Annotated in this window: 10 protein-coding genes; all 10 read right to left on the minus strand. The window is 68.2% G+C overall.

Translation table 11 applies throughout. The annotated features are described in order from the left end of the window. Window positions 1–28 precede the first annotated feature (28 nt). Window positions 29–1,078 (minus strand): NUDIX hydrolase, encoded by a 1,050-nt coding sequence (locus IG75_RS0113295; RefSeq protein ID WP_030521558.1) that lies wholly within the window; start codon window positions 1,076–1,078, stop codon window positions 29–31. After that, the gene (locus IG75_RS0113300) at window positions 1,078–2,202 is read right to left on the minus strand and encodes a glycosyltransferase family 4 protein (RefSeq protein ID WP_030521559.1); all 1,125 of its coding nucleotides are present in this window, start codon (window positions 2,200–2,202) and stop codon (window positions 1,078–1,080) included. The genes IG75_RS0113295 and IG75_RS0113300 overlap by 1 nt, the downstream gene beginning before the upstream one ends. Then, on the minus strand, window positions 2,199–3,170 hold the full coding sequence (locus IG75_RS0113305) for a phosphatidylinositol mannoside acyltransferase (RefSeq protein ID WP_030521560.1): 972 nt from the start codon (window positions 3,168–3,170) through the stop codon (window positions 2,199–2,201). The genes IG75_RS0113300 and IG75_RS0113305 overlap by 4 nt, the downstream gene beginning before the upstream one ends. Beyond that, window positions 3,167–3,838, minus strand: coding sequence for a phosphatidylinositol phosphate synthase (pgsA, locus tag IG75_RS0113310; RefSeq protein ID WP_030521561.1), 672 nt, complete (start codon window positions 3,836–3,838; stop codon window positions 3,167–3,169). The genes IG75_RS0113305 and pgsA overlap by 4 nt, the downstream gene beginning before the upstream one ends. Window positions 3,839–3,916: 78 nt before the next feature. Then, window positions 3,917–4,516 (minus strand): ATP adenylyltransferase, encoded by a 600-nt coding sequence (locus IG75_RS0113315; RefSeq protein WP_081876846.1) that lies wholly within the window; start codon window positions 4,514–4,516, stop codon window positions 3,917–3,919. 36 nt (window positions 4,517–4,552) lie between these two features. Beyond that, on the minus strand, window positions 4,553–6,625 hold the full coding sequence (thrS, locus tag IG75_RS0113320) for a threonine--tRNA ligase (RefSeq protein WP_030521563.1): 2,073 nt from the start codon (window positions 6,623–6,625) through the stop codon (window positions 4,553–4,555). A 238-nt stretch (window positions 6,626–6,863) separates the two neighbouring features. Beyond that, window positions 6,864–7,535: a (2Fe-2S)-binding protein gene (locus IG75_RS0113325; protein ID WP_245713186.1), complete on the minus strand. Its 672-nt coding sequence runs from the start codon at window positions 7,533–7,535 to the stop codon at window positions 6,864–6,866. Further along, window positions 7,508–7,948 carry a TIGR02611 family protein gene (locus IG75_RS0113330; RefSeq protein WP_030521565.1) on the minus strand — a complete coding sequence of 147 codons (441 nt, stop codon included), beginning with the start codon at window positions 7,946–7,948 and terminating at the stop codon, window positions 7,508–7,510. Before IG75_RS0113330 ends, IG75_RS0113325 begins: the two co-directional genes overlap by 28 nt. Window positions 7,949–8,082: 134 nt before the next feature. Then, on the minus strand, window positions 8,083–10,392 hold the full coding sequence (locus IG75_RS0113335; protein WP_030521566.1) for a SulP family inorganic anion transporter: 2,310 nt from the start codon (window positions 10,390–10,392) through the stop codon (window positions 8,083–8,085). A gap of 309 nt (window positions 10,393–10,701) precedes the next feature. Next, window positions 10,702–13,008, minus strand: a complete 2,307-nt coding sequence (locus IG75_RS0113340; protein WP_030521567.1) for a SulP family inorganic anion transporter — start codon at window positions 13,006–13,008, stop codon at window positions 10,702–10,704. Window positions 13,009–13,694: the final 686 nt, after the last annotated feature.

The following is a 13,694-nucleotide window of genomic DNA, read 5'->3' on the forward strand; positions in this document are numbered from 1 at the left end:
CCTATCACGCCGGTGAGCCCGGTCACATTCACCGGATGGAGCGGACCTCCGGATCGCCCGCGGCGTCGGCCGCGGCCGAGGCTTCCGCGAGCAGTTCGTCCAACTGGTACGGATACACCATCTCACCTGCGGCGACCTGGGCCCTGATCTCGTCCGGGCCGCACCACCGGTTACCGGTGATGGAGCGTTGCTCGACATAGGTCAGATCCGTCGCCGCGGGTTCGAATCGCGGTACCCGTAGCGCGAAGAACAGTTCCTCGGACCGGATCAGATCGCCGTTGAAGGGGAAGACCGCCACCCGCCGCCAGATCGGGCCGCGCAGCGCGGCCGGATCGGCGGTGAGCCCGGTTTCCTCGTACACCTCGCGCACCGCGGCTTCGCGCAAACTCTCCCCCGGTTCCACCCCGCCGCCGACGGTGAACCAGAAGGACACCTCCGGGGCCAGCGGATCGTGGCCGCGCATGAGCAGGATCCGATCCTGTTCGTCGAGCAGGGCCACCCGCGCCGAGACCCGCGTGGTGTCGACCTCCAGTCCGGTGGAGGCCGCGGGAGTGGCCCGCTCGGCGATCTCGAAATAGGTCGGCATGGGGGCCGTACCGCCGAGGTGCAGCCAGCGCACCGGGCGGCGGGTGCGCAGGGCCAAGGTGTCGCGCACGGCGTCGTTGTGGAAGCGGCGGGCGATGAGCACCCGGGCTTCGGCATCGGCCAATTCGGCTACCTGCTGGGTCGGTAGCTCGGCGATATCGACGGCCGACAGGGCGGCCGCCAGCTGGTTCTCCACGGTTTCCCGGTCTTCGCGGCCGGTGCGCTCGGCGCGGTCGGCCAGGGCGGTGAGCCGCCGGGCGGACTCGGCCGTATCGGGCTCCGGGGCGGCGTGCGCGCCGGACAGCGAGGTCGCCACCGCCCGGGCCACCACGGCCCGGCGGGCCAGCGCCGCCTCCAGCGCGTGCCAGGCCAGATCGGTGCGCACATGCAAGCGGTCGAGCCGGTTGGCGGTGGAATAGGCCCACACCCCGAGTGCGACCACGAGGGCGGCGGCGAACGCGAGAACGAGAACCGTGGTCGCGGAGAAGGTGATCATCCGGCCACCCGCACCCGCAGATCGCCGACCACCACGGTTTCGTAGACCCGCAGGATCTGTTCGGCCACCACCGGCCAGTCATAGGTGCCGACCACCTGGGTCGCCGTACGCACCAGATCGCCGCGCCGGGCCTCGTCGGTGAGCACCGTGTCCAGGGCATCGGCCAGAGCCGTTGCGTCACCGATCGGCACCAGCAACCCGGCGGCGCCGTCGCGCAGTACCCGCCGGAAAGCGTCCAATTCACTGGCCACCACGGCGGTCCCGGCGGCCATGGCCTCGATGAGGATGATCCCGAAACTCTCCCCACCCAGATTCGGTGCCACGTAGACATCGGCGCTGCGCATGGCCGAGGCCTTCTCCGCGTCCGAGACCTGGCCGAGGAAACGCAGGTGCCGGGCGAGCGGACCGGCCTCCCGGCGCAGGCGTTCCTCGTCACCGCGACCGACGACCAGGACCTCTACCTCGGGATGCCGCGCGACGAGGGCCGGCAGCGCCCCCAGCAGGACCTGCATCCCCTTACGCGGCTCGTCGTATCGTCCGAGGAACAGGACGGTGCCGCCCGGTCGCGGATAGCCGGGCAGCCGCGGGGCGCGGGCGAACGCCTGCACATCGACCCCGTTCGGGATCTCCACCGCGTCGGAACCGAGTGCCTCCACCTGCCAGCGGCGGGCCAGTTCCGATACCGCGATCCGGCCACTGATCTTCTCGTGATAGGGCCGCAGCACACCCTGAAATGTCGCCAGTATCAGGGATTTCGTGGTGGAGGTGTGGAAGGTGGCCACAATCGGTCCCTCGGCGATCTTCAGGGCCAGCATGGACAGACTGGGCGCGTTGGGTTCGTGGATGTGCAGGACATCGAACTCGTTGCTCTCGATCCACCGGCGGATCCGGGTGTAGGCGGTCGGCCCGAAGGAGAGCCGGGCCACCGAGCCGTTGTACGGGATCGCCACCGCGCGCCCGGCCGAGACGACGAAATCGGGAAGCTCGGTCGTCTCGGAGGCGGGCGCCAGCACACTCACTTTGTGACCGCGTTCCAGGAAGACCTGCGCGAGCTCCACCACATGCGCCTGCACGCCGCCCGGTACGTCGAACGAGTAGGGACAGACCATGCCGATTCTCATGGGGCGCGGTCTCCACCGGCTTCGATCGAATACGTCTCGCGCCGTGCCTGTTCGGCGTGGATACGGTCCAGCCGGGCCTCGGACAGATCCGTTTCCCACAGCGGCTGCAACATATGCCAGTCGGCCGGATGCTCGGCGATACCGGCGGCGAAACAATCCGCCAGGGCCTGCGTCGCGGCCGCGACACCGTCCGTGACGTCCAGGGGTTCCCGGGTACGGACCACCCAGCCCTCACGGCCGCGGTCGTCCACGGTGAACGAGACGTGTACCGGCATGAGCGCGGCACCGGTTTCCACGGCCAGCGCGGCCGCTCCGGCGGGCATCCACGTCCGTTCACCGAAGAAGGTGACCGGGACACCACGACCGGTGAGGTCGCGCTCCCCCATCAGGCAGACGATCTTGTTGTCGCGCAACCGCTGCGCGAGCGTGGTGAACGGCGGCTGTTCGCCGCCGGTCAGCGGGAACACCTCGAAGCCGAGACTCTCCCGGTAGGCGACGAACCGTTCGAACAGCGATTCCGGTTTCAGCCGTTCCGCGACGGTGGTGAATGTCCCGTAGTTCTGGACCAGCCAGGTACCGGCCATATCCCAGTTACCCGAATGGGGCAGGACGAACACCACGCCGCGACCGCGGGCCAGCGCGGCGTCCAGGTGTTCCAGGCCGGTCACCACGATTCGGCCCGACCGCACCAGTTCGGCGTGATCCATCGTCGGTAACCGGAACGCCTCCCGCCAGTAGCGGGCGTAGGAACGCATACTCGCCCGGACGAGTTCGTCGGATACGGCTTCCGCGGGCATCCCGACCACCCGGGCCAGATTGCGGCGCAACTGGACCGGTCCGCCCTTACGGGCCGCGAAATCCGCACCCCGGTCGAACAGTGTGCGCGCCGCCCGATCCGGGAGGGCGCGCACCAGCCGCCAGCCCGCGGCGTATCCGCGATCGCTCGCGTTCGCCCGCCACCCGCTCACGACGGCCGCTCCGTTCCCTTGTCGTTCGTGCTACCCAGGATCTCGCGGGCCCCGGGCGAGTTGCGTACCGCCAGCACCCGCTGGCCCACCGTCACGATGCTGAGGACGGCCAGGACCCACATCGCCACGTGTACGGCCCAGGCGAGCCATCCGATCCCCCAGTACCCGCCGATCCCGGTGAGCCCGGCCCCCACCAGCACGATCACCAGCCGGTCCGGGCGTTCGATCAGGCCCCCGTCGGCGGACAGTCCGCTGGCCTCGGCCCGGGCCTTGGCGTAGGAGATGACCTGCGAGGTCACCAGGACGACCAGCGTGGCCACGAACAGCGGCCTGCTCTGTTCGTGGTAGACCGCCCACCAGGCCAACGAACCGAAGATGGCGCCGTCGGCGACGCGGTCGCAGGTCGCGTCGAGCACCGCCCCGTAGCGGGTCCCACCGCCCCGGGCCCGGGCCATCGCGCCGTCGAGCATGTCGAACATGACGAACAGCCAGATGAGCATGGTTCCCCAGAACAAATGCCCGGTGGGGAACAGCGTGACCGCGGCGGCGATCGAGGCGGCGGTGCCGATGAGGGTGACCGCGTCGGGGGTCAGGCCGGTGCCGACCAGTGCCCTGCCCAGCGGCGCGGTGGCCTTGGCGAAGGTCGCCCGGCCGAAGATGCTCAGCACCTACCCCTCCTGCTCTGCCCGGCGGGTCACCCGCACCCGCCCGGATCCGGCGCGCGACCGCAGCACGGCGTCGCTCATCTACGCTTCCTCCCAGGCCGACGCGAGCAGCGCCCGGGTCTCGCGCAGCAGCTGCGGCATCACCTTCGCGCCCCCGATCACGGTGATGAAGTTCGCGTCACCACCCCAGCGCGGAACAATGTGCTGGTGCAGGTGGTCGGCGAGCGAGCCGCCCGCGACACCGCCCAGGTTGAGTCCGACATTGAAGCCGTGCGGCCGGGACACCTTCTTCATCGTCCGGATGGCCCGCTGCGTGAACTCCATCAGTTCGGTGGATTCGGCGGCGGTGAGATCCTCGAGGTTCGCGACCCGGCGATAGGGCACCACCATCATGTGCCCCGGGTTGTAGGGGTACAGGTTCAGCACCGCGTACACCTGCTCGCCGCGGGCGATGACCAGACCGTCCTCGTCGGACATGGTGGGGATATCGGTGAACGGATGCCCGGTCGCGCCCTTGGGGGCCGTGGTGGCGGCCTCCGCGATATAGGACATCCGGTACGGCGTCCACAGCCGCTGCAACCGGTCCGGTTCGCCCGCTCCGCGATCCACGATCTCGCCGGACCGCTCCGGGGTCGCGCCCGACTCCTCGGTCAGCTCGTCCGGCGCCGTGCGCTCACTCATGCTCCATACCCTTTCCCCGCCCGGACGGACCCGGTGTCACTCGGGCGCACCGCCTTCGCTGTCCACCAGGGCGCGAACCGTATCCGCGGTGGGCGAGGAATTGTCGCGGCGGCGGATCCACTCCGCGACCACTCGCACCGCATCGTCCACCGGCACCCCGTTGACCTGGGTGCCGTCCCGGAACCGGAAGCTCACCGCGCCGGCCTCCACATCCCGCGCGCCGGCCAGCAGCATGAACGGCACTTTCTGCGCGGTGTGGTTGAAGATCTTCTTCTGCATCCGGTCGTCACCGCGATCGACCTCGGCCCGGACCCCGGCCGCGCGCAGCCGCGTCACCACCGCGTCCAGGTGCGGGACGAAGGTATCGGCCACCGGGATGCCGACGACCTGTACCGGCGCCAGCCAGGCCGGGAACGCACCCGCGTAATGCTCGGTGAGGACGCCGAAGAAACGTTCGATCGAGCCGAACAGGGCCCGGTGGATCATCACCGGCCGCTTCTTGGTGCCGTCGGAGGCGGTGTACTCGAGCTCGAACAGGTCCGGTTCGAAGAAATCCAGCTGGATGGTCGACATCTGCCAGTTGCGGCCGAGCGCGTCGCGGGTCTGCACCGAGATCTTCGGACCGTAGAAGGCGGCGCCCCCGGGATCGGGCACCAGTTCCAGGCCGGACGCCTCCCCCACCTGGCGCAGGGTCTCGGTGGCCTCGTCCCACAGTTCGTCCGAGCCGACGTACTTGTCCGGGTCCTTGGTGGACAGTTCCAGGTAGAAATCGTCCAGACCGTAGGCCTTCAGCAGGTCGAGCACGAACCGCAGGGTGCCGGTCAGTTCCTCGACCACCTGCTCCTGGGTGCAGTACAGATGCGCGTCGTCCTGGGTGAAACCGCGGGCCCGGGTCAGGCCGTGCACGACCCCGGACTTCTCGTACCGGTACACCGAACCGAATTCGAACAGCCGCAGCGGCAGCTCCCGGTACGACCGGCCCCGGGACCGGTAGATCAGGTTGTGCATCGGGCAGTTCATCGGCTTGAGGTAGTAGTCCTGCCCCGGCTTGCGCACGGTGCCGTCCTCGTTGAGTTCGGCGTCCAGGTGCATGGGCGGGTACATCCCGTCGGCGTACCACTCGAGGTGCTTGGAGGTCTCGAACAGATGCGCCTTGGTGATGTGCGGGGTGTTGACGAACTCGTAGCCCGCCGCCACATGCTGCTGACGCGAGTAGTCCTCCATCTCCTTGCGGATGATGCCGCCCTTGGGGTGGAACACCGGCAGACCCGAACCCAGTTCGTCCGGGAAGGAGAACAGGTCGAGTTCCAGGCCCAGTTTGCGATGGTCGCGCTTCTCGGCCTCGGCGAGCATGTGCAGATACTCGTCCTGCGCCTCGGCCGATTCCCAGGCGGTGCCGTAGATGCGCTGCAGGCCTTCCCGGTTCTGGTCACCGCGCCAGTACGCGGCCGAACTGCGGGTCAGTTTGAAGGCCGGGATGAACTTGGTGGTGGGTATGTGCGGACCGCGGCACAGATCGCCCCACACCCGCTCACCGGTCCGCGGGTCGAGATTGTCGTAGATGGTCAGCTCGTTCCCGCCGACCTCCATGACCTCCGGATCGTCGATCCCGGATTTGTCGCCGATCAGTTCGAGTTTGAACGGTTCCTTCGCGAGTTCGATCCGCGCCTGGTCCACCTCGACCACGCGGCGGGAGAACCGCTGCGCGCCCTTGACGATCTTCTTCATCCGAGACTCCAGCCTGGCCAGATCCTCGGGGGTGAACGGGCGCTCGACCCGGAAGTCGTAGTAGAAGCCGTCCTTGATCGGTGGGCCGATACCCAGCACGGCCTCGGGGAACTCCTGCTGCACCGCCTGGGCCAGCACATGGGCGGCCGAATGGCGGATCACGCTGCGGCCGTCCTCGGTGTCCGCGGCGACCGGGGTGACCTCGGTGTCGAGTTCCGGCGCCCAGGAGAGGTCGCGCAATTGTCCCGCGGCGTCGCGGACGACGACCACGGTATCGGGGCCCTTGGCCGGCAGGCCCGCCTCACGCACCGCGGCACCCGCCGTCGTCCCGGCAGGCACCCGGACGAGGGTGGCTGGGCTGCGGGGGGCTGTGGTGGTCACGGTGGCGCTCTCCTCGGGTATCTGTGTGGCCGATTACGGTTCGGCTCGTTCGGGCAACGGATCGCCCGCGTCATTCCGGCTCGTTCCGGTTCGGTGACGGCTCGATCCGTCTGTCGGTGACCGGGCACAGCCCGGCCGCGACCATGCTATCGGCACAGCCGGGAACGCGTGTCGATGGACCGGGCCAGGTCGCTCACCGTGCCCGCGCGAACGCCCGGCCGGTGCCGGGACCGGCTCCTCACCCCCGCCGCGCGTAGTCCGCGAGCAGCGCTTCACGCTCGTGGGGGCGGCGCTTGGGGCAGCTGACACATTTCTCGCAGCCCGGCGCCTCGTACACCAGGCAGCAGGAGGCACGTCGGACGAAGATGCGCCCGGCGACTTCGACGAAACGGGGTTCGGGCAGTGCCGTGCCGACCGCCTCGGCCAGCCGCCGGCCGATCGGGGGTTGCCCGGCGTCGACGGCCCAGCTCCCCACCACATCCGTGACCACCGCCCACAGCGCCGGTCCCCGGACCCCTGACACCGCGGTGAGGCGGTCGATCACCATGGTGAGGGTCTCCCGCAAGGCCACCGCGATATCGGCCTCGGTGGTCTCGATCCCGGAGTCCGCGCCGGCCACGTGCCACCCGGCCGCGTCGATCTCTACCCGTTCGACCGTCCCGTCGGCCCGCAGGGTCAGCAGGAGCCGGTCCAGGGTGGGTGCCGGAATCGGACGCCGCTGCGCCAGCGCCCGCACCACCTGTTCGACCAGCGCCGAGGCCGTCATACACCACCACAGCGTCGCGCTCACCCGCATCGAATCGGTACGCCAGGACGCGCCGAGATCCGCTATTCGAGCCGCCAGCCACGATTCGTCGGTGAGCATCCGGCCGCTCACCGGCGTCACGACATCAGGGGGCTGCGCAACCACTGCCAATCGACTCCGATCCAGTCACCGACCAATCCGAACGTCCCCAGTACCCACAGGGTCGCCACGACCAGCGCACACGTCGCCAGGAAGGCGATCACCTGCATGACCGGCCCGCGGGAGATATACCAGGCCATCCCGCGCCGGTACTTGTCCCGCAACCACACCAGCGCCCGCCGCGCCACCGCGAATTCGGTGGCCAGGATGCCGATACCGGCGAACACCAGTGCCCAGCCCGGGCCGGGGAACGGGATGGTGATCACCCCGACGACGAACACCGCGGTGCCGACGACCGCCACCCCGACCCGGTAGACGAGCTCGAGCGTAGGGCGTCGCGCGATCCGGTCCCGGTAGGCGCGCCAGAACGCGGGACCGGACCGGTGCCCGGACTCGGGTTCGGTGGCCTCCCCGGGCACACCGGCCTCGGCCGCGGGGCGATCCGCGACGGAATCGGAACGACTTTCCACGGGTACCAGCCTACGAGGCGCCGTGGGACGAGAGCGCGGACGTGACCCGCCCGGGACACCCGGACGGGCCACGTTCCGGCGCGTCACCGGGCGGACTGCGCCGGTTCCCGTTGTAACTGCGCCAGTAACTCGTCGTTGTCCTCGATGGGGGCGATGCCGTCGGGGCGCACTTCGATGACCCGTGCGCTGGCGATATCGAAGAACAGACCGGAGACGGTGACTCCGCGTTCGTCGGCGGCCCGGCGGACCGACGGATGCCGCCGCAGGTTCTCCAGCTGCACCGCGATATTGACCATGCTCAACTGCTCCACCGGACCGAAACCGGCGGCCTCGGCGGCGCGGCCGACCACATGCCCGGCCCGGTAGCTCTCCAGGCTCGGCCGGCCGTATTCGAGCCAGCGGTCGATGCCCGGACCCGCGGGTTCGCCGGAGTGCAGCGCACCCATGGCCCCACAGGAGGAGTGACCGCAGACCACCACGGATCGGACGTTCAGCTTCTCCAGCGCGAAGACCAGCGCCGCCTCCACCGACGCGTCACCGTGCTCGGGCACCAGATTGCCCACATTGCGCACGGTGAACAGATCACCCGGCCCGCTGTTGGTGATCACATTGGGCACGATCCGGGAATCCGAGCAGGTCAGGAAGAAGGAATCCGGATCCTGCCCGTCACGCAGCTCGTCCAGATGCGGCCGCACCAGATGCGCGTGGCTACGGTGGTAGGCCGCGATACCGCTGACCAGCGGATCACCATTGTCACCCGCACCGTTGGACGAACCGTTGCGATCCACCTGCCAGGGCCCGAGCACACCGTCGAGGGCCACCCGGCTCATACTGCGCGAGGGTGGGGCCACCTCCACGTTCGCCATCCGCGCGGCACCGATCTCCACGAAATCGACAGTGCCGCCGTTGCTCTCGTGCTGCCGCGCCCAATCGGTGATCGCGTCGTAGGCGGCGTGGTCGAGGAAGTCGACCGTCATCTCCACGGTCACCGGGATGCCCGGCGGGACCTTCGCGAAGGTGGACGACAGTTTGGGCAGCGACAGGAACGTGCACGATCCGTCGACCTGGATGAGCCAGCGATCGGTGCCGCCGAGCGGTTCGGCGGTGATGGTGACCCGGACGACCCGCCAGAGCAGGAGCGCGAAGGCCAGCGCCAAGCCGATGAGCACGCCTTCCAGCAGGTTCAGGAAGACCACCGACACCAGGGTGGCGACGTAGACGAGGAGGTCGCCGGTGCGGTGGGCGAGCCGGATATGCGCCAGTTTGACCAGCTGTACGCCGATGACGATGAGCAGGCCGGCCAGGGCGGCGAGCGGGATCTGCTCCACCAGCGAGGCAAGGGCCACGGAGAAGATCAGCAGCCAGACACCGTGCAGTACGGCCGAGGCGCGGCTGCGGGCACCGGCCGCGACGTTGGTGGAACTGCGGACGATGACACCGGTGACGGGCAGGCCGCCGAGCAGGCCGGACAGTACGTTCGCCGAACCCTGGCCGAGCATCTCACGGTCGAAATCGGCCCGCGGCCCGGTGTGCATCTTGTCGATCGCGACGGCCGACAGCAGGCTCTCCACACTGGCGATGAGCGCGAAGGTCAGGATCATCATCACAACCCCGGCCCAGTCGCTGCGGGGCAGTTCGGGCAGCCCGATCGCGTCGAACAGCGAACCGTCGATGGTGACCCGCTTGACGTCGAGCGAGAACATCAGCGACAGCACGGTGGCCACCACGATCGCGGCCAGGGCGCCGGGGACGACCCGGACCCGTTCCGGGAGGTACTTCCAGCCGAGCATGATGACGATGACGACCGCGCCGAGGAAGACGGCCGGCCCGTGCAGCGCTGCCAGCTGCGCGGGCAAATCGGTGATGTTGGTCCACGCGGTGCTGTTGGATTCACCACCGAGCAGTACGTGCAACTGTTGCAGTGCGATAGTGATGCCGATTCCGGCGAGCATGGCGTGCACCACCACCGGCGCAACCGCCAATGCCGCCCGGGCGATCCGGCTCAAGCCGAACAGGATCTGCAACACACCTGCCGCCGCGACGATGAAACAGGTTACGCGCCAACCGAACTGGTTGATCGATTCGGCGACGATCACCGTGAGGCCCGCGGCCGGGCCGCTCACCTGCAGAGCGGAGCCGCCGAGGGCGCCGGCGACCACACCACCGATCACCGCGGCGATGAGCCCGGCGGCCACCGGGGCGCCGGAGGCGATCGCGATACCGATGGACAGCGGTAGCGCGACGAGAAAGACCACGATCGAGGCCGGGACATCATGGCGCAGGATCGAGGTCAGCCAGGACGGGGTGGGTATGCGCCCGGACCCGGCGGGCTCGCGCCCGTCCGGGCCCGAACCAGGAACTGATTCTGGGGAATTCGTGCTCTGGGTGCCCATCGTTCTCCTTCGCCGACTCGGCACGGGCCAGGTCGGTTGACGATCATCGTGTCCGCTCGGACACAGACCGCGAACCGGCAACTCGCGGTGAAGTGGGTACTCGGCACACCAACGGGCCGAGTTGTAAACCGTTGCCATGGTAAGGGTAATGACTTATCAAAGCCTGAGAAGGCACCCCCACCGCTGGCGATAATGCGCGCGACCATATCGGCCCGATCCCGTTATGACCGACGTCACTGCCGGAACCACTTGTCCCGCAGGGGATCATGACTCGGTCGGGAGCACCGGAACGGATGGCCGCAGCCATGCTCACACCGTCCCCATCGACGCCGGTTCACACTGCAATTGGGCCAGTAACCCGTCCGAGTCCTCGATGGAAGCAATCCCGTCCACACCCACCTCGATCAGCCGAGCACTGGCGATATCGAAGAACAGACCGGAGACGGTGAGTCCACGCTCCTCGATCGCTCGGCGGACCGATGGATGCCGCCGCAGGTTCTCCAGCTGGACCGCGATGTTCACCATGCTCAGCTGCTCGACCGGACCGAAACCGGCCGACTCCGCCGCGGCGCCCACCACGTGTCCGGCTCGATAACGCTCCAGGCTCGGCCGGCCGTACTCGAGCCACCGGTCGATACCCGGACCCGCCGACTCACCCGAGTACAGGGCGCCCATGGCCCCGCAGCACGAATGGCCGCAGACCACCACCGTACGAACACTGAGTTTCTCGAGTGCGAAGACCAGCGCCGCCTCCACCGAGGCGTCGTGCTCGGGCACCAGATTGCCCACATTGCGCACCGTGAACAGATCACCCGGCCCACTGTGGGTGATCACATTGGGTACGATCCGGGAATCCGAACAGGTCAGGAAGAAGGATTCCGGATCCTGCCCGTCACGCAGCTCGTCCAGATGCGACCGCACCAGATGCGCACGGCTGCGATGGTAGGCGGCGATACCGCTGGCCAGCGGATCACCATTGGCGCCCTGCCCCTTCGACGAACCGTTGCGATGCAACCGCCACGGCCCGAGGACATCGGCGAGCGCGACCCGGCCCATCCCCCGCGACGGCGGAGCATCGTGCGCGTTCGCCATCCGCGAGGTACCGATCTCCACGAAATCGACGGTGCCACCGTTGCTCTCGTGCTGCCGCGCCCAATCGGTGATGGCGTCGTGGGCGGCATGATCGAGGAAGTCCACGGTGAGTTCCACCGTCACCGCGACCCCCGGCGGGACCTCGGCGAAGGTGGTGGACAGTTTCGGCAGGGAAAGGAAAGTACAGGAGCCGTCGATCCGCACGAGCCAGCGATCGGTGCCGCCGATCTGTTCCGCCGTCACCGCGACCCGCACGATCCGCCAGACCAGCAGCGCGAAGGCCAGCGCCAAACCGATCAGCACCCCTTCGAGCAGGTTCAGGAAGATCACCGTCACCAGCGTGGCGATGTAGACGAGGAGATCGCCGGTGCGGTGCGCGAGCCGGATATGCGCCAGTTTGACCAGCTGCATCCCGATGACGATCAGCAGGCCGGCCAGCGCGGCGAGCGGAATCTGCTCCACCAGCGACACCAGGGCCACCGAGAACACCAGCACCCACACACCGTGCAGGATCGCCGAGGCCCGGCTGCGGGCGCCCGCGGCCACATTGGTGGAACTGCGCACGATAACGCCCGCGACGGGCAAACCGCCGAGCAACCCGGTCAGGACGTTCGCCGATCCCAGGCCGATCATCTCGCGATCCAGGTCCGTCCGCGGCCCGGTGTGCATCTTGTCGACCGCGACGGCCGACAGCAGACTCTGCACACTGGTGATCAGCGCTACGGTGAAGATCATCATGACAACGGCGGCCCAATCACCGTGCGGCAGTTCGGGCAACATGATCGCGTCGAACAGTGAGCCGTCGAGCGCGACCCGCTTCACATCCAGCGACAACACCACGGAAAGCCCGGTGGCCACCACGATGGCCACCAGTGCCCCGGGCACCACCTTGACCCGGGCGGGCAGGCGATTCCAGCCCAGCATGATGACGATCACGGCCACGCCGAGCAGCGCGGCGGGGCCGTTCGCGGAGGCGAGCCGGCCCGCCAGGCCGGTGATGTTCTCCCATGCGGCGCTGCCGGATTCACCACCGAGCAGTACATGAACCTGCTGGAGCGCGATGGTGATGCCGATCCCCGCGAGCATGGCGTGCACCACCACCGGCGCCACCGCGAGCGCCGCCCGGGCGACCCGGCTCAAGCCGAACAGGATCTGCAACACACCTGCCGCCGCGACGATGAAACAGGTTACGCGCCAGCCGAATTGATGAATCGACTCGGCGACGACAACGGTGAGGCCGGCCGCCGGGCCGCTCACCTGCAGGGCGGAGCCGCCGAGCACACCGCCCACGACACCGCCGACGACGGCGGCGATGAGACCGGCGGCCACCGGGGCGCCGGAGGCGATCGCGATACCGATGGACAGCGGTAGCGCGACGAGGAAGACCACGATCGAGGCCGGAACATCATGGCGCAGGATCGAGGCCGGGACCAGCGAGCGTAAGCGGGATCCGGACCCGGCCGTGGCTACGGACGAGCCCGGTCCAGGCGGTGACGCATGGGCATTCGGGATCTTGGTTGCCATTGGTCTCCTTCGCCGACTCGGCACGAGCCGAGGTCGGTTGACGATCAACATGTCCAGTCGGGCACAGACCGCGAACCGGCATCTCGCGGTGAAGCAGGTCCTCGGCACGGCAACGAGCCGAGTTTCAAACCGTCGCTATGGTATTGGTAAAGCCTTAGCAAAGCTTAAGAACTGGACCTCGTGTTCGCGGCGGTGCCACCACACAGGCCGAACCGCGGCGATCCCGCCCTCGGAACCACATCGAACCAGCAGACTCGACTACCAGAATACTGTTGAAAACCCATGCAGGACAGCTGATCGAAGATCGGCGAACAGCGATCGGGCGAACCCTTCCGATGCGCCGTCACAATCATGCCCGTGGCGTCCCATCGATATGGGATGCCACAGTCCAGCTCCACACATAGTAAAGAACTACCCAAGCTCAGCAATAGAGGTTTCGAGACGAAAATGACAATCGCTACCCAAACGATACGTGTCATTGAGAGGCGGTGATGTCCGGCGCCGCGGAAGCACCATCGGGTGACCGAGCCGGCGACACGCGCATCCCATCAATGAATCGACATGACTCTATCGAACAAAGCTGAGCTCTGAACAGCGAAAACGCAATATTCACCGCGCCCCGGCCACAACGGACCGCAGGACCACGGTGGTGCGGCCGGAGCGCACCACCGCCGACCCGGTAGCAG

The organism is Nocardia rhamnosiphila NBRC 108938 (genome assembly GCF_000720425.1).
GTDB classification, from domain to species: domain Bacteria; phylum Actinomycetota; class Actinomycetes; order Mycobacteriales; family Mycobacteriaceae; genus Nocardia; species Nocardia rhamnosiphila.